The sequence below is a fragment of the Streptomyces monomycini genome (genome assembly GCF_022271435.1).
In the GTDB taxonomy this organism is placed as follows: Bacteria; Actinomycetota; Actinomycetes; order Streptomycetales; family Streptomycetaceae; genus Streptomyces; species Streptomyces monomycini.
In genome coordinates this window covers 102073-119262 of the sequence record NZ_JAFIQY010000022.1, presented here as the reverse complement: position 1 = coordinate 119262, position 17190 = coordinate 102073, and the positions used below count along the sequence as shown (strand labels likewise).

14 protein-coding genes are annotated in these 17190 nt (G+C 68.7%); 8 read left to right on the top strand and 6 right to left on the bottom strand.

Annotated features, from left to right (window positions below; all coding sequences use genetic code 11):
- Positions 1 to 3 precede the first annotated feature (3 nt).
- Entirely contained in the window at positions 4 to 444 is a 441-nt protein-coding gene (locus tag JXZ78_RS23985; RefSeq protein WP_030019300.1) for a helix-turn-helix domain-containing protein, read from the bottom strand.
- Positions 445 to 863: 419 nt separating this feature from the next.
- Here JXZ78_RS23985 and JXZ78_RS23980 point away from each other — a divergent pair, with 419 nt between their 5' ends.
- Positions 864 to 1061, top strand: a complete 198-nt coding sequence (locus JXZ78_RS23980; protein ID WP_030019301.1) for a hypothetical protein — start codon at positions 864 to 866, stop codon at positions 1059 to 1061.
- 524 nt (positions 1062 to 1585) lie between these two features.
- Here the strand turns inward: JXZ78_RS23980 and JXZ78_RS23975 are convergent.
- The 5 genes from JXZ78_RS23975 to JXZ78_RS40835 form a co-directional block, all read right to left on the bottom strand.
- Entirely contained in the window at positions 1586 to 2488 is a 903-nt protein-coding gene (locus tag JXZ78_RS23975; protein ID WP_030019303.1) for a ParA family protein, read from the bottom strand.
- Positions 2485 to 3825 (bottom strand): ParB/RepB/Spo0J family partition protein, encoded by a 1341-nt coding sequence (locus tag JXZ78_RS23970; RefSeq protein WP_030019304.1) that lies wholly within the window; start codon positions 3823 to 3825, stop codon positions 2485 to 2487. The genes JXZ78_RS23975 and JXZ78_RS23970 overlap by 4 nt, the downstream gene beginning before the upstream one ends.
- A 572-nt stretch (positions 3826 to 4397) precedes the next feature.
- Positions 4398 to 4577: a hypothetical protein gene (locus tag JXZ78_RS23965; RefSeq protein ID WP_030019305.1), complete on the bottom strand. Its 180-nt coding sequence runs from the start codon at positions 4575 to 4577 to the stop codon at positions 4398 to 4400.
- Positions 4578 to 4599: 22 nt separating this feature from the next.
- Positions 4600 to 7857, bottom strand: coding sequence for an RHS repeat-associated core domain-containing protein (locus JXZ78_RS23960; protein ID WP_030019306.1), 3258 nt, complete (start codon positions 7855 to 7857; stop codon positions 4600 to 4602).
- A 1192-nt stretch (positions 7858 to 9049) separates the two neighbouring features.
- A complete protein-coding gene (locus JXZ78_RS40835) occupies positions 9050 to 10021 on the bottom strand; it encodes a LuxR C-terminal-related transcriptional regulator (protein ID WP_030019307.1) in 972 nt (323 codons plus the stop codon).
- A 215-nt stretch (positions 10022 to 10236) separates the two neighbouring features.
- Between JXZ78_RS40835 and JXZ78_RS23950 the strand changes: the two genes are divergently transcribed.
- The 7 genes from JXZ78_RS23950 (at position 10237) to JXZ78_RS23920 (ending at position 16885) form a co-directional block, all read left to right on the top strand.
- On the top strand, positions 10237 to 11334 hold the full coding sequence (locus tag JXZ78_RS23950) for an alpha/beta hydrolase (RefSeq protein ID WP_050502308.1): 1098 nt from the start codon (positions 10237 to 10239) through the stop codon (positions 11332 to 11334).
- A gap of 30 nt (positions 11335 to 11364) precedes the next feature.
- Positions 11365 to 12207, top strand: coding sequence for a chymotrypsin family serine protease (locus JXZ78_RS23945; protein ID WP_030019309.1), 843 nt, complete (start codon positions 11365 to 11367; stop codon positions 12205 to 12207).
- Between the two features lie 104 nt (positions 12208 to 12311).
- Positions 12312 to 13421, top strand: coding sequence for a trypsin-like serine peptidase (locus JXZ78_RS23940; protein WP_157851523.1), 1110 nt, complete (start codon positions 12312 to 12314; stop codon positions 13419 to 13421).
- 531 nt (positions 13422 to 13952) lie between these two features.
- Positions 13953 to 14957: a GlxA family transcriptional regulator gene (locus JXZ78_RS23935; RefSeq protein ID WP_030019311.1), complete on the top strand. Its 1005-nt coding sequence runs from the start codon at positions 13953 to 13955 to the stop codon at positions 14955 to 14957.
- Positions 14954 to 15712 (top strand): DJ-1/PfpI family protein, encoded by a 759-nt coding sequence (locus tag JXZ78_RS23930; protein WP_030019312.1) that lies wholly within the window; start codon positions 14954 to 14956, stop codon positions 15710 to 15712. The genes JXZ78_RS23935 and JXZ78_RS23930 overlap by 4 nt, the downstream gene beginning before the upstream one ends.
- Before the next feature lie 193 nt (positions 15713 to 15905).
- On the top strand, positions 15906 to 16397 hold the full coding sequence (locus JXZ78_RS23925; RefSeq protein ID WP_157851524.1) for a hypothetical protein: 492 nt from the start codon (positions 15906 to 15908) through the stop codon (positions 16395 to 16397).
- Positions 16398 to 16480: 83 nt separating this feature from the next.
- Complete coding sequence (locus JXZ78_RS23920) at positions 16481 to 16885, top strand: DUF6193 family natural product biosynthesis protein (RefSeq protein ID WP_238783329.1); 405 nt, start codon at positions 16481 to 16483, stop codon at positions 16883 to 16885.
- The last annotated feature ends 305 nt before the right edge of the window (positions 16886 to 17190 follow it).

Here is a 17190-nt window from a genome sequence, read left to right as displayed (position 1 = left end):
AGATCAGGCAGGCTCCACTCGCCTGGGATTCTGGATGATGGGCCCTGGAAACGCCGTGACGGTGCCCTGCTGGGCGAACTCGGCCCGCAGCCGTTCGTTGTCGAGGGTGAGGACCTGGACGTGCTGGGCAAGCGTGTCGACGGACCGGCGAAGGTCGGTGATCTCTTCGTGGCGGGCGCGACGTGCTTCGCGGAGTTCGCCTTGGAGCTCGCGGATGCGTTCGCGCAGGGTCGCGGGAACGTCGGGACCGCTGGTGCGTTCGTCGACGCGCTGCCGGAACGCCTCCAGGGCCTCGGTGGCCCGGTATGCGGTCGCCCGTGAAATGCCCGCTTCGCGGGCGAGGGACGCAACCGTGAGGCTGCCGTCGCTGTGCTGTGGTTCGCCGGCCAGGAGCCGGTCCATGGCATGGATCAGTGCCGCGTGGACCGCGGGTGTGACGCTCACTGTGCGGTCTCCTCGGTCTGGTCGCGCATGTGTTGCAGCTGCTCACTTCTTCTGCGGCTTCCCCACCCGCTCCCCCACTCTTTGACGGCTGCTGCTCACCCGATCTTGCCTCCTTCGGTCCACGCGCGTCGGTCGATTTGGCGGTTCTCATGGCCGGTACACGACCGAAAGAGGCGGGCGCTGGCCGTCGCTGACCGCCACTGCGCGGAAGAGATAGCGCCACCCGCTCCCCTGGGCGAACCGCCGCCTTGCTAGTCCTCGGCCCATGACGCCACAGCATTGACGTGAGCACACGCGCAACCCGAGGTCCGTCCCGCCAGGCGGGAGCGCCTCACCAAGTCGTTATCGCGGTGGCCCGCCAGGCGCACCGCCGCGGCACCCCGCGACGGTAAGCCGCCAACGTGTGCATCCTCCGCTGCATGAACAACGATCTGCTTTTCGGAGACCTCTGCCCGCTGTGTCGCCTCCCTCTCACGCTGCGCACGACCACTGTCGTCCGCTCGAACCTGCCGTACCTCGCCCGGATCGACACGGTGCCCCACTGCGCTGGCTGCGCCAGCGACATGACCCGCGCGCAGGAGTGGGCCGACCTGATGCGCGCCCGCTACGAGAACTGACCCCGGCCGTGTGCATGCCGACCACACCAGCACCAGCCGCCCGGAACTTCTACACCAACCGGATTTAACGTGATCAAACGAGCACCAACGCACCACTCCCCCAACCATCCGCCACCACTGAGCGCGCCGCATCCCCTGAGCTGGGGTGTTGCGACGACCACTAGAACTCAAGGAACGGCCGGGGGCTTCGTTGCGTCCTGGAGGAGTTCGCCGTGCCCACCTACGAGGGCCTGCCTCACTTCACCGCCGACCTGGACCGCCTCACCCCAGAACAGCGCCACCAATTCCGCCGCACCGTCGCGGCCTTCGTCGAGGACCTGCGCACCGACAGCTTCCGCGCTGGCCTCCGCATCAAGCGCGTCCGGCGAGCCGCACATCATATGGCGCCGCATCGGCGAACACGACATATTCATCGTCCCGTGAGCAGGCGGCAGCCGAGGGTACGCGGAAGGGGCGGCTTCTCGTGTGCAGGAAGCCGCCCCTCTCCGACTCTGGTCACGCTTGAGCGTTTCCAGTGGAAACGCTCAAGCTGTCAGGTCGACGAAGCCGAGGTGCGTCATCACCTTTCGGTAGTCCACCGACGGCACGGAGTTCGGCAGGAGGATTGGCAGTGGGCATTCGTCTTCGTAGAGCTTCTTCGCGTCGGCCGAGTACCTGATGTAGGGCAGGAGGACGGAGCCGTACTTCGCCTCGGCAGCCTCGGTGGCTCGCCGTGCCGCTGCTTCCTTGTACGTCGACGTTGGCGTGCCGGTGAGCATCAGGTGGTTGAGGGTGGGGCGGCCAGGGACGGAGCGGCGGCCGCGGTTTTTGTCTCGGACGCGTTCCAGTTCGTCGACGAGCCGCGCGACGAGCTTGACGTCCTTGGGGTCGGCCTTGATGGAGGGGATCACGGAGTCGTCCTCGTCCAGCATGCGCAGGACGGAGTAGGGCATCTTTCCGTAGCTCGCCGGGAAGTCCAGGTAGAAGACTGTGTCGTCGCCCTGGTAGGAGCGCAGGATCTCCGCGAACCAGTCGTTGCGGTCCGCGTCTTCCGCGATGGCGGTGTCGGCGCCGGCCATGGCCGGGCTGCTGGGTACGACGCGGAGGTTCGGAATGACCGCAAAATCGTCGTCGTCGTAGCCGTCGCCGACGCGGAAGCGCGCGGGCAGGGCGACCTCGTCGAGTGTGGCTTCTCCGTAGAGGAGGTCGAGTGCGGTCTTCTTGCCCTTGAGGGCTGTCTCGTCGTAGCCGAGCACGAGCGAGGACGACATGTTGCTGTCGAGGTCGAAGACGACGCCGGGGTAGCCGCGCAGTGCGGCGGTGACCGCCATAGAGGTGGCGCTGGTGGACTTGGTGGATCCGCCGCATTCGATGATGTAAGCCCAGATGAGGGGCCAGTTGCGTCCCCGTGGGCGAAAGCGCGGGTCGATGGTGGCGCTGATGTTCATCGGGATCCTTCCGCGGCGGCCATTCCGAGTTCGTTCTTCTCCCACTCGGTCTGCGGTTCGTACTCGGCATGCTCCTGGAGAACCCGGAGGTGGGCACGCTCGCGACTCCCCCAGGACCGCCGACGAGCGATGGTGCGGAGTTCAGCAGCAGCCAGAGCCACCGCGAAGGCGGCCAGCCGCTGCGAGGCAGCATCGCCCGAGTCCTGCACGGCGGTGAAGTAGGACGCAGCGTCGGCGGCGTCCAGGCCGTGGCGTCCGGTTTCCTTCAGCCAGGTGAAAGCGCGCTGCTGAGCGGCGGACTGCTGCTGAGGGGCGAGGATCGCGGTGGCCAGCACGCCGAGGACGAGCTCGTGCGTCGCGGGATCGGCCAGATCCGTGGTCTCCAGCAGGAGCCGACAGGCGGCATCCCGTGCGGCGGCTGCCGCCCGGCGGTCGGCATCGGCCTTGTCGTGGGCGGGAGCAGGCTGCGGCTTCCGTTGGGCGGGCGGAGTGGGCTGGGCGGGCTTGGCGTTTCCCTTGGAAACGGCTTTGATTTCGGCCGAGTTCCGCTTCGCGGAGCCGTTTCCATTGGAAACGGTGTTCTCAGGGACGGGAGCATCGGCCGGCTGAAGCTGTCGGGCGACGACCTGCGCATGGGCCTCTGCGGGCCGTACGCCGTTGCGTACGAGGCCGAGGTACGCCCTCTGATCGCTGTCGCTCAGCTTCTGTGCCTTCTCCGCAGCGCTGACCTTGAGTGTGCCGTCCTTGAGGGCCTGCTGCATTTCAGGGGCCAGCTCAAGCAGCTTGGCCCGCTTCCAGACCGTGCCCTTCGAGATCGCGCCCTCTGCGGTCTCGCCGACCTTCTCCGCGATCTGCTCGTAGGAGAGCCCCTCAGCACGCAGGCCTCGATAGTGCTCGGCTTCTTCGAGAGGATCGAGCTGGGCGCGGCGCAGGTTCTCGATCAGGGTGATGAGGCGTGCTTCGTTGACCTTGTCGTCGCACAGCACACTGGGGATGGTGTCCCACCCCAGCTCCTGCAGGGCGAGCCAGCGGTGCTCCCCGAACAGGATCACATTGGGCGCAGTGATCTGATCCTTGGTCTCCGGATAAGCCGCGATCCAGGTCTCCGCCCGGATGTGGGCGATGTTCTGCAGGAGCCCGACCTCCCGGATGGTCGCGGCCAGTTCGGGCACCCCCTTCTTCTTCCGTTTGTTGAAGGGATTGGGGCACAGAGCCCCCAGCGCCACATCCAGAGTGTCCCCGTCTCGGTCCGTGTCGGTGTACAGGACCTCTTCAGGGGCCACGACGGGTGCGGACTTGGTGCTCTTGCGCTTGGGACGCGGGAGCGTGCCTGCCATTGGATCTCCAGAACTGCAGTCGGTACGGGGTGAGACTAGCCGTTTCCACTGGAAACGCCGCTCTCGGCCTCGCCCGCGAAACGCCATGGAGCGACGTGTTTCGGGCCATCGGGACGCCGAGGGGCACCTTCGACGAGCCGTTTCCACTGGAAACGGCGGCTCGCCTGACCGTTGGGCGGACCTCAACGTATCCATTCAGCACCGACTTCGTTAGCACCCGTTCGGCGTCGGGTACAGGGCGCCGAACCGTGCAGTCAGCACGTGAAGGTCATGGAGCAGAGCACTGCCCCGAGTACCCCGGGAGCACGATCGCGCGAGGCGGCTACAGCGGCAGGCCGCCCGCCGGTTCCTGGTCCGTTCCGACGATTGTTCGTACCGTCTGACCGACGTAGCGCGCCCGCCGGTGCATGTTAAACGAAGGGTACCGGCAGCCGTCTGCATGTCTGCGGAGCTGTCACGCCTCAACACAGACTCTTGAGCAGTACGCCAGGCGACGACAGCAACGCAAGGGTGCCAGCGTTTCCATCGGAAACGCTGGCACCCTGCCCATGGAAAGCTTGGTCGACGGTAGCTCAGCGCCTTCTGCGGTCGTTCACAATACGTGGTACGAGCAGCGCCGTGATGGCGGCGATGACAATCAGTGCGACGGCGAGAGCAGTCCACTTCCCGACACCGAATATGGCCAGCAGCAGTCCCAGAAGAGCACAGGCGATGAGCAACGCGAGGATGCTGGCCTTGCGATTCCAGTTCATGTGTCTCCTGCCTGTTCTGAGGTCATTTCAGCCAGGATTTGATGGCTTGTCCTGTGGCATACCCGATGCCTATGGCGCCGCCAGCGACGCCTCCGACTACTGCCCCCGGACCGGCTCCGGGAATGCAACCGGCCGCCGCTGTGGCTGCGCATCCAGCGACGGCGCCTACACCCGTGCCACCTCCGCTGAAAAGGCCCACGTCTCCGAACCAGTCCTTGATGCTGTAGAGCCCGACCGGGTCTATGCGGTTGACGGGGTCGCCTTTGGCGTAGAGGTAGGGGTTTCTCTCCTGGCCGGAGGGGTCGGGCTGGGTGAAGCGGCCGACGCTGGGGTCGTAGTAGCGGGCGCCGAGGTGGTAGAGGCCGGTGGGGTCCTGATAGCCGCCGGCGAAGCGGTAGGGCTGGGGGACCTGTTCGGTGTTGGCGGCGCGGGCGACGCCGCGGGGGCTGTAGCCGTAGCTGTTGACCTTCGCGCCGCTCTCGTCGGCGAGGCCGACGACGGAGCCGAGGGCGTCGGTGAGGTAGTAGTAGGACTTGCCCCCACGGTTCATGGAGTTCAGTGTGCCCCGCGGTTCGCGGACGAATCCGGTGTCTGTGCCGCCGGTGGTCTGTCCGGCCAGCCCCAGAGGGCCGTTGTGGAAGACGGTGTCGCCGAGGCGGGTCCGCTCGCTGTTGTCGGTGGAGCCGTAGGCGGCGTCGTAGGCGGTGCCGCCGGTGGTGATGGAGGCGAGCTGGGAGAAGTCGGTCCAGCGTTCGTCGGTGCGGGTGGCCTCGGCGTTGGTCTCGTTGCCCGCGTTGTCGTAGGTCCAGGGCTTGGGGTGGGCGCTGCGGGCGGTGATCTGGGAGGCGTCGTTGATGGTGAAGGTGGTGCTGCCGGGGCACTTGTGGGCGGCGCCGAGGGAGGTGAGGTTGCCGGCCTGGTCGTAGCAGTACTGCCAGGCGCCGGTGGAGGCGCCGTTCTTGGTCTCGTTGGTGTAGGAGGTGCGGCCGGCGCTGTCGTAGGTGTAGGTGGTGTGGGTGCCGTCGGCTTTGTCGGTCAGAGTGCGGATCTTGGTGCCGTCACTCTTGTTGTCGGTGCCGTAGCGGTAGGTGTAGGTGAGGTCGGTCAGGGTGCCCTTGGGGGAGGTGGCGGTGATGTGTTCGGGACGGCTGGACTTGTCGGGGGTGACCTTCTGGACGGTGCCGCCGGGGTAGGTGGTCTTGGTGCGGAAGCCGTTGTTGTCGTACTCGTAGCGGGTGGTCTTGCCCGTGGGGTCGGTGAGGGTGTCGAGGCGGTTGGCCTTGTCCCAGGTGTAGACGGTCTTGCCGACGGGGTCGGTGTAGGTCTCGATGTTGCCGGCCGCGTCGTAGGCCAGGACGGTCTGGGACGTGTCCTGCAGGGTGCGGATGGTCTCGCGGCTGAGCGCGTCGAACTGGTAGGTGACGGTGCCGGTGGCGTCGGTGCGCTCGCGCAGGTTGCCGTCGCCGTCGTAGCGGTAGGTGACCTTGGTGGTGGGGCTGGTGACCTCGGTGATGCGGTCGCGGTCGTCGTAGGTGTAGGTGGTCTTGGTGCCCCGGCCGTCAGTGACGGTGGCGGGCCGGCCGAGCGGGTCGTAGGTGTAGGTGGTGGGTTTGATCTGGGCGGGCGGGGTGGCCTTGTCCAGGTTGCCCTTGGCGTCGTAGTGGAAGGTGGTCTTGGTGGTGGGCTGGTTGCGGCCGTCGTTGACGCTGCAGCGCTGGCCTTCGAAGCCGCCGCAGGTGGGGGTGGCCTTGTTGTGGGTGAAGTACTGGTGGCCGCCGCCGGTGCCGGTGACCGCGATGCTTTCCGGGTTGCCGTTGGTGTCGTACTTGTAGATGCTCTTCTCGCCGTCCGCGGTGGTCAGCGTGCCGGGCAGGTCGGCGCCGGCGATGGTCTGGTAGCCCGCGAGGGCGGAGGTGGCGCCGGTGGGCAGCTTCAGCGAGGTGGGGTTGTTACGGGTGTCCCAGCCGTAGGTGGTGACGTTGCCTGGGGTGGTGCCGCTGCCCATCGCGTCGGTCGCGGTCTGCGTCAGGTGGTTCTTGTACGTCGTGGAGCGGGACTTGTCGTACGGGTCGGTGACCTTGGTGACCTCCCCGTCGGCGTTGTGGGTGTACACCGTCTTGTACCCGCGGGGGTCGGTGACGGTGGTGGTGCCAGCGGCGTTGGCCGAGTCCTCGTTGGAGTAGGTGTACAGGTGGGTCGGCGCGTGCTCGCCGGTGCCGCCGTCCTCCTTGAAACGGCGCATGGAAGTGACACGGCCCAGGCCGTCGTAGGTGAAGACGGTGGCCCGCGACTCCGCCGTGGTGATCTTTTCCAGGCGGTCGCTGCCGTCGTAGCCGAAGGTGGTGGTGTTGCGCTCGGCATCGGTCGTACGGAGCAGGTGGCCCGTGCCGTCGAGCTCGTAGGCGACCGTGCGGCCCGCGTTGTCGGTGGCCTTCCAGTGCGTGGCGTCCGTCTTGACCAGGTCGATGAAGCGGCCGGAGCGGGTATCGGTGACCTTGAAGCCGGTGGAGGAGCCGTCGGTGTGCTTGTGGCGGTCGACGGTGACGGTGCCGTGGTTGCGGTCGGTGACCTTGGTCAGCGAACCGTGAGCGTCATAGGTCTCCTTCGTGCCGGACTTGCGGTCGGTCAGGGTGTAAGAGCCGTCCGCGTTCTTGGCCAGGTCGCGGGAGTAGCCGGCCGGGGTGGTGAAGGTGCCGTCGGCCTTTTTGGTGAAGCGGACGGTAGCGCCGGTCGCGTCGTACCAGATCACCTGGTTGGTGTAGAAGGTGTCCAGCCATCGCTCATACCCCTGCCACCACGGGGTGGAGACCATGCCGTAGGGGCCGGGCAGCGAGTTGTAGGTCCGCGTGAGCTGCAGCTTCTGGCCCACTCCGGCGATGTCGAAGTCGGTGGCGGCCAGCATCAGGTTGCCGGTGGAGTAGTCGATCCGGCCCACCAGCGCGTCGGTGATGCGGAAGTCGTCGATCTGGTGCCAGGGCACCTCGCCCTGCCCCTCGGGTACGAACGAGGTCACGTCGGCCGAAGGCCGCGCCGCGCGGGCCCCGGCGGTGCTGCGCCCGGTGAGACGTTCCTGCTGCCTCTGCCCCCAGGCCCGCTGCTCCTCGGACGGTACGGCCTGGGCGCGGGAGGCCGGGGGACGGTTCACCCCGGGCTTGACCGCGGGCATCGCGGCCCGCCCGTGATCTCCCCAAGCCGACCCTTCGGCCTGCGGGCGCGACGGTGCGGCCAGCGCCGGCAGCACCCCGGCCGCCAGGACAGCGGCGGTGGCGGCGGCGGTCACGGTCAACCGGGTCTGTCTGCGGGCACGCCGAAACGGCGTGCCCGTGGCACGTAAGTGCGTCATCTTCCCCCCACGGAAGAAAAGCCGCGGCAGCCCCACTGGCCACCGGGACCGCACAAACTGTCATATGACACGCACAAGATTCGCCCTGTTCCCCCGAACGCACGTTGCAGGCGGCCCAGTTCCAGCCGATCATCGCACCGCCTCGTCCAGCACCTTCGCGCAGCGGGCACGGGCAACGCAGCGCACAGGCGACAGCCTGCCTTGCAACGACGGCCAGAACGGAGCCACGGAAGGGCATCCTCCAGTGGACGCCGCCCAACGAGCGACCGGCGAGCAACTGCATGCCTGGTCGTCCGGAGTTGACGGTCCCGAGTCCGGACACGAGAAGAGACCTCAGCCAGGCCGTTTGCCTCCTCTGATCTCCCGGGCCCCCAGGATGATCTATTGCAGAGAGACGAGTGAGATGCCGAGCAGCACCCATAGAGTCAACGCAGAGCGGACCCAGAGGAGGCTCACCATTGCTGTGGCCGCGCAGATCGCGAGGGCCAGGAAGGCCCATCGGACTCGCGCGGCACCGCGCGCGACACCAGGCATCTGAACCTCCGGTGACGTTCTCGCCGGCGCAGCCGCCGGTGCCCCTGACACGATCAGGCCTCCCACCAGGAATGCCTGACACCGTCGCAGCGGTAGCAGCTTCTGTAGCAGACAAAGTGCCGGCCAGGCGCGACAGGGCACTTTTGTCGATGCGGTCGACGGGAGCGCTTCGCTGTTTCGAAGAGCGCCAGACCCGGCGCGCCGACGCCCCCTTTGCTCCTGCTGTGCGCGGCCGCCGTTCCCGCCAGCACCGCTCCGGCGGATCCGGTAGAGCCGTACGCGTCCGTACCGGCGACCGCGGACTCGTGCCCTGCTGAGTTGGCGGAGCTGCCCTCCGAGGAGGTGTCCGCGTGGGCACAGTGGACGGACACACCCTGCGGCAATCCGCCCGGTACGGTGCCGGCGCCCACCGCGTCATGAGCAGAGCCCGGCACCCTCGCAATGTTCCGTGAGTCGCTGAGCCCGTGCCGCCGAGGTACTGAAGAGCTCCTTTCCGGAAGATGCGGAGCACTTTAGGTGCTGCTGCGCTGTCGAAGCCGGGAGAACTCGCGGTGCCTGCCGGGCACCGGACACTCGGGCCGGTCGGCCGGCGTCCTCAGAGCCAGCCGCGCCGCGCCGCCTGGACCCCTGCCTGGAAACGGGTGGTGGCGCCCAGCCTGTCCAGGAGCGCGGAGACGCGCCGTACGACGGTACGCCGCCCCACCCCCAGGTGCCTGGCGATCGCGTCGTCGGTGGCCCCGCTGGCCATGAGCGTGAGGATCTGGCGGTCCCGGGCGTCGATCTGCGTACCGATCCCCGCTGCCGAGACCGGAACGGCGAGTCTCCACAGGGATTCGAAGACGTTGGACAGCGCCTGGAGCAGGCTGGACGGACGGATCAGGAGGGACACGATGGCGCGGTGGTCGTCGGCGGCGAGGGTGACCACCGCCAGTTCGCTGTCGCAGATGGCCAGCTTCATGGGCGGATCGTCTAGGGTCCGCGCCTGTTCCCCCGCCTCGATCATGCGGGCCATGTTGGGCCACGCGATGGGGTCGTCGAACGCGGAGCCGTGGTAGATGGCGCGGTAGACGACTCCGGCGGCCATCCGCTCCCGCTGCAGCGCTTCCTGCGCGAGGTAGTGGTCGGCCGTGCCGGAGTACGGCGGTACGTCGATGACCCGGATCTGCTGGTGCGCCGCCTGCTGGAGCTGCCGGCTGACCGCCAGCATGCGCGCCGGGTCCTCGACGACTTCCAGCGCGCCGTAGTGGCCGGCGTCCCTCCTGGCGGAGCGGTAGAGCCGTTCCAGTTCGGTACCGGTCTGGCGCAGTGCAGTGCGCAGGGCGTCATCGCGCTGCAGCAGCGCCTCGACGACCTGCGTGGGCGGCGTGGCTTCCCAGGCCGCCTCTGCGGTCTCGGAGGCCGTCGTGACGACGACGTTTTCGCCGGCGAGTTCCTCGAGCACCGTGCGGACGGCGGTCTCGCTCAGGCCGGCCCGGGCCGCCAGCCGTGCGGCGGATTCGTGCGGGTGGCTGACCAGAAGCCGGTAGAGCCGTCCCCGGTCGGAGTGCGGGTCCAGCACGTCGTGCACGACTTCCCCCTCGCCGTACCGGGGCCGGTCCGTCCGGCTCCCGGAGCGTACTGCGTGCGTAGCGCACTCGCGCCAGTGGCCCAACTGCGCCACCTGGACCTATGGCGCCACGCGGGGTGTTGCGGTGTGATTCGCGGTGACTGGCTGAACCACCCGTCCCATGGCCTTCATCCCTCCCGAGGACACCTGGCCTCCAGCCCACCCGAGGACACCTGATGAGATCAGCCCTGCCCGCCCGGCTCCTGCGCGTGAAGGCAGCAGTCGTCGCCGCGGCCGCAGCCCTGTTACTGCTGGGCGCCCCTTTCCCCCGGGCCGAGGCAGCGGGCCCGAAGCCGCCGGAGATGCGCGACGGTTTCGGCCTGACCCAGATCGGCGGTGTCACCGGCTCCGTCACCAACTTCGTCATCACCGTGACCACGCCCGAGGTCGCCGGGGAGCACCGTATCCGGGTCCTGCTGCCCGGCGACTACGCCGACCACCCTGAGAAGCGCTACCCGGTGCTGTACTTCCTGCACGGCGCCTCCGACGACCCGGGCAACCCGAACGTGGCCTACCCCGCTCTCACCGCGGCGCAGTCGATGATCACTGTCATTCCAGACGGCGGCCGCCGGGGCTGGTACGCCAACTGGCTCGACCAGGACACCGTGGCCGGCGCGCAGAACTGGGAGACCTTCCACATCAGCCAGGTGATCCCGTTCATCGACGCCAACCTGCGCACCGCCGCCGGCCGGCAGGATCGGGCCGTCGCCGGCCTGTCGATGGGAGGCTTCGGCGCCCTGCACTACGCCCAGCGGCACCCCGATCTGTTCAGTCAGGTCGCCACGCTCTCCGGCGCCAACGAACTCTCGATGAACCACGCCGTCATGCGCGCGGCCGTCGTCGCCACGCTCACCAATGTCGGCGCCCCGCTGTGCGGCAGTTCCGGCCCCACCTGCAGCCTCGACTTCGGGCCCCCGGTCTCCAGCGACGCCGTCTTCGGCACGCCGTACCCGATCCTGGGCGCCGACTGGCGCTGGAACGAGGCGGACCCGGTCTCCCACATGGATGTCCTGGCCCGGGCCGGAATGGGCATATCGATCTACACCGGCAACGGCAAGGGCAGTGCCACCGAGCCGGAATTTTGGGTGCAGTCGGCGTCCCAGCACGCCAAGGAGCGTCTGGACGCCCTCGGCTACCCCGCGCACTACGTGGACTACGGCGACGGGTCCGGCTGGGGCACCGCATGCGACGGCGGCCACACCAGCGGCTGCTGGGCGCAGGACCTCGTGGACTTCGTCCCGCGGCTCGAAGCGGCCTTCGCGGCATCTGCCTGACCTTCTCTCCCGACAGACAGGATCGCGCACATGATCAGACGACTGGGCATTCTGCTGCTGAGCCTCACGATGATCTGGACCGTGGCGGCCGGCGCCGCCCGGGCCGAGGCGGGCAAACGCGTCCACAACGGCATGCAGATCCTCTTCAGCCCGTCGCTGCCGTTCCCCTTCTGCACCATCGGCGCGGTGGGCACGGACAAGTACGGCCACCACATCGCCATCTCGGCGGGACACTGCCTCAACGACCCCGAGGGCACGTACGCGGACCGCGAGATCCCCGAGGACGTCGCGCCCGTGTACGACCGGTCGGACACCGAGTTCGGCCCGATCGGGTATGTGCGCTACTTCAAGGACCCCGAGGGCTCGGGCACCGGCCACATGACCAAGGACTACATGGTCATCGAGCTGGTTCCGCAGGTGTCGCTCTCCTCGCAGGGCCCCTACCTCAAGCAGACCGGCGAGGTGAAGGCCCCGGGCGGGATCCCCAGCCCGAACGCCCCGCACCCCGCACTCGACACCGAGCGGCTGCTCGCCACCGGCGACAACGAGCTCATCGTCTCGGGCCAGACGGGCGTGTGGTTCGGGACCGTCATGGACAACAGCGGCGGCATCTACCGGTCCGCGGCCGCGAACCTGACCGGTGACTCCGGCGGCCCGGCCATCTGGCACGTGCCGGGGACCGAGCTTCCCTCCCAGGACAACAACTTCCAGGCCTCCGGCCCCTGGGCCGGGATCACCAAGGCCATCACCCTGTCCCTGCCGCCGTTCGAGTACACCAGCTCAGCCAACATCCTCGCCGACCTGCGCGCCCGCGACCGCGCGGCCCCGGCCGGCGTCTTCGGCGCGGGCTTCGAGGTGACCGCCAACCCGTAAGGCCCGTCCGCCGCGCCCCGCACCGCCCGGGCACAAAGTCGCTCAGTCATCCGCCGGACCGCCTTTCACGGACCGCCCAGAAGGGAAGAGCCTTGCTCATCACCATGCCGTCCAGACGCGGGGTCACCGCCGTACTCGGCCTGCTCGCACTGGTGGCCGCGCTGCTCACCGCGGCGGCGCCTGCGGCACACGCGGCCGCAGTGCCCGCCTTTGAGCTCAGCCCGCTGGTCCCGGCCGGCCCCGACTATGAAAAGAGGCTCCGGGCCGAGGTGGAGTACTGGACCCTCGGAAAGATGGCCGACGCCGGCCTCAACAACGAGGACCAGGACGCCACCGCGCCGCCGGGAGGCTGGGACGACCTCAGCAAGCCGTGGCCGCGCAAGCACGGACTGGTCTCCCGCACCGCTGGGAAGATCTTCATGGAGTACACGGACGTGGAGACCGGCGCCGTCTCGACGTCCTCGTGCTCCGGCAACGTCGTCAGCAGCGCCAACCGCAGCGTCGTGCTGACCGCCGCCCACTGCCTGCGCATCCACACCCCGCTGAATGTGGGCTTCGGCAACGTCGTCGCCACCAACATGGTCTTCGTACCGGGCTTCAACGGAGCGAATCTGCCCCGTGACCCCGCCAGCACCCAGCTGCCCGGCAAGGACATCGCCCCCTACGGCGTCTGGGGCGTGACCCGCCAATGGATCACCAACACCTGGAGCCAGAGCGCCGACTGGCTGCTGGGGCGCGACATGGCCGCGGTCCTGGTCGCCAGCCCCGACGACCCGCGCCCGATCGGCGAGGTCACCGGAGGCCAAGACGTCGGCTTCAACCAGCCGCAGAACCAGACCCACCACATCTTCGGCTACCCGACCATCAACGAACGCAACTACTACCGCCCCGGCAACGTCCCCGCCCCACTCCAGCGGACCTTCGACGGCCGCAGCCTCATGGTCACCCAGGGCACCACGCGCAACGACCCCGTCTACTACAACGACGTGATGGCCGGCGCCCAGTCGCCCGGCTGCAGCGGCGGGGCCCTGCTGCAGAACTTCGACCCGGCCACCGGCGCAGGCCTCCAGGTCGGCGTCTTCTCCCGCTACGACGACCCCGCCCAGATCATCGGCCTCCTCGGCTGGGTGCAGGGCCCCAACATGAGCTCCACCCATTTCGGCGCCGAGGAACAGGCCGTCTACAACGCCGCGCAGACCGCGAGCCGGGCATAGCCCGCCGACGCACCCGACTCCATCAAGCCCCCGCTGGACAGCTTGGGTTCTAGGAGTCGTCGCAACACCCCAGCTCAGGGGGTGCGATGGAGTTCGAGATCCGGGAGAACCGGGGCCTGGTGGAAGGCGCCGTCTGCTGCGTGAGCGGGAGGCATACCTTCAGCTCATGCAGCAGGGCTACGGCAGCAGAGAGGCGGGCGCGGGTGCGGCGCGGCAGCCGCCTGTCATTCGGCCGTTCCCCGCTTCCGTCACCCGGCCCCCGGGGGAGCGGGGAGCGGGGAACGCCGTTGGCCGAGCAGACGGCACGTGTGGACGGGCGCCGGAAGTGGTGAGGTTTCCGCCCAGGCCGTAGCAGCACGGCCAGACGCCAGCCGAGGCCGTTGGCGGTCTCGTGGGTATGCCTGCGCTTGGCCCTGAACGCTTACGTACCTGATCGGCAGCGGCCGCAAGAACCTCCCAAGGGCTTGCCCGTGCGCTGCGCGGAACGGGCATCGGACCGGCGGAGCCGGCGGATGTGCTGCTATCGGGGCTATGACTGACCAGCGGCGCGTTGTGATCGTCGGCTACGACGGTGCGCAGATTCTCGACATCGCCTGCCCGAGCGGCGCTTTGGACATCGCCAACCGCTACGGTGCGGCACCGCCCTACTCCATCGAGCTGGGAACGCTCGGCCGCCGGGCCGTCCACACCTCGTCCGGGATCGCACTGGGGGCGCAGCAGGAGCTGGGGGCGGTGACCGGCCGCCTGGACACGCTGATCGTCGTGGGCGGCGTCGGCTGTGAGGACGCGGCGGCCGACGAGCTGCTGCTGGAGCAGGTGCGCAGGCTGGCCGGACGCAGCCGGCGGGTAGCAGCCGTGTGCACCGGGGCCTATGTGCTGGCGGCCGCCGGCCTGCTCAACCACCGCAGAGTGACGACCCATTGGGGGTGGGGCAGCCGGCTGGCTGAGCACCATCCGACGGTGGCGGTGGACGTAGCGCCCTTGTGGATACGCGACGGCAACATCTACACGTCGGCCGGAGTCACCAGCGCACTCGACCTGACGCTGTCGCTCATCGAGGACGACCACGGGCCGACGCTGGCCCGCGCCGTGGCCCGAGAACTGGTCACCCATCTGCACCGGCCGGCCGACCAGGCCCAGATCTCCGTGTTCCTGGCCGACCCTCCGCCGCAGGACCGGCTGGTGCGCGACCTGACCGGCTACATCACCGGTCACCTGAGCGAAGACCTGAGCCCAGCGGCCCTGGCGGCCCGGGCAGGCATCAGCTCCCGGCACCTGAGTCGCCTGTTCACCGCCCACCTCGGCACCACCCCGGCACGCGCCGTACGCGCCGCGCGCACCGAAGCCGCGGCCCACCTGGTCAGATCCAGCTCCCTGCCCATGACGGCGATCGCGCGCCGCTGCGGATTCACGTCATCGGAAACGCTGCGCCAGGCGTTCTTGAGCCGCTACGGGATCACCGGGGACAGGATGCGCAAGATGCCGGACATGCCGCCCGCGCGCCCGGCGCCGGCACGGCACACTCCCGGACCATGACACCTTCGACGTCACGCAGAAATATGCTGCGCGGCAGCGTGGCCACGGCCGCGCTCGCCGTCGGGCCGGCCCTTGCCGGCACGGCACACGCCGCGCCGTCCCCGGGCACGCCGCACGTCGGCATCCTGTTGTACGACGGCTACAGCCTGCTGGACCCCACCGGGCCGGCCGAAATCCTGGCACGGCTGCCGGGCGCATCCGTCACGATGATCGCCGAGAAGCGCGGGGCGGTCCGTACCGACACCCGTGACGTGGCCATGGTCGCCGACCGCTGCATCGCCGAGGTCGACCGGCTCGACGTCCTGCTCGTGCCGGGCGCGGGCAACCGCGGCACCCTCGGCGCGATGAACAACCAGGCACTGCTGGACTGGATCCGTCAGATACACCGGCAGAGCCTCTGGACCACCTCCGTGTGCACCGGCAGCCTCATCCTGGCCGCGGCCGGCCTCCTGGAAGGCAAGCAGGCCACGACCTACTGGGCTTCCGCCGAGTACCTGCAGTCAGCCTTCGGCGTGACATACCTGCCACAGCGGTACGTACACAGCGGAAAGATCATCACCGCGGCCGGTGTGTCAGCGGGCATCGACATGGCCCTCTACCTCGCCTACCTGATCGCGGGAGAGGACACGGCCCAAGCCATCCAGCTCGCCGTCGAATACGACCCGCACCCGCCCTTCGACTCCGGCAACGCCGCAGACGCCGACACCCACCTCAGACAACGCGCGCTGGAACTGCTCGCCGCGTCACAGACCTGACCGGCAGGTGTGCGAAACCAACGCCGGGACGACCCGGGCCGCCGTTTTCTCCGGTACGACGCCGGTGAGCCGTGGCTCGATCCCGCTGGGAGCAGTTGCCGCGCTCCGCACCCAGCCAAGACGATCACCCTTGCAGCACGCTCCCCGCGGACCTGGACCTGGCTTCCGCGCACTAGGAGAACCGGAGACAAGGATGTCGCTTCGCATCGCCTTCCGCGCCGCAGCAGTAGTCCTGACGACAGTGGCTCTGAGCGGCCACGCCTTCGCCTCGGGGGCCCAGGCGGCCACACCATCGCTCAGTGCCCCCGTACCGGCCCAGACGCGCGCGGCCACCGTCGCGGTGGACGACCCCTTCGAAGGGATCGACCTGCGCGGGCTGCATGCCGAACAGCGCACGATGTGGCCCGCAGGCAACCCCGTCCACTACTGGGCGCTGGTCCTCAACACCGATCTGGCCGAGCAGGAGTACTCAGGCGGCGCGTTCTTCCTCTACGCCCCGGCCACCGGAGAGTTCGGCTGGTTCCTCGACACCGACATCCCGCAGCGCACCGTTGACACCCCGGCGCAGGTCGTCATCGCCGACCCCGACTTCCTGAAGACCCACCCCCGCGTCGAAATCCGGTACGGCACCCCGGACAGGCCTGCGCAGGCCCGCACCGTAGCCACCGCCACGACCTGGAGATGACCCGGCAGCCGCACGAGACCGCATACCAACCGGTGCGCAGGCCGCGGTGTGCACCAGCGGCGAGCAACCTGGAGCATGGCGTCATGACGATGGACAGCTCAGGTGCCGCCATAGTGGAAGCGGCATGGCAGGAACTGCACGGTTGCGACCGGATCGGCGCCGAGTTGGTCGCGGCAGCCTACGCCGAACCGCAGCTGCGGCAGCTCTTTCCGTGGGTCGGGATGTGGGAACTGCACTTCAGCCGCTGTACCGAGTTCCGGTGGACGTGGGATGTGCCGTACATCGGCCCGGCAGCAGCAGGCCCGGACCACTGTGGTGCGTACTACGTCGCAGGGCCCTCGCGAACACAAAAGATCGGTACGGCCGCTACCGCGCAGGAAGCCGTGGAGATGGTCGTTGCACGGCTGCCGCCCACCTGCGGCCCCGCATTCGTCGGCACACCCGAAGACCTCGCCGAACACGAGCGCCGGCAGCGACAGAAACCTTGAGCAGCCGCCCGGGAGCGAAGCGCTGCCGGCCTTACGCACGCTCCGGCAGCGATCTGTGCCCCGCAGGCCACCGTCGACCGCCCGGGCCCGTTTCCACTGGAAACGCGAAAAGGCCTGTACTCCCTGCGGGTGCGCAGGAGAGCACAGGCCTTGATCGTGCCTTCTCGCGTCAACCCGCCCAGGGGGCAGGCGCACCTTCGACGGCGCCGATACCGGTGATACAGGGATCGCGGCAGGTGACGACGCCGTTGCCGGCTGCCTCCTCACCGAGAGCCCGAAGACCTTCGACGGAGTGCCTCGCGCCG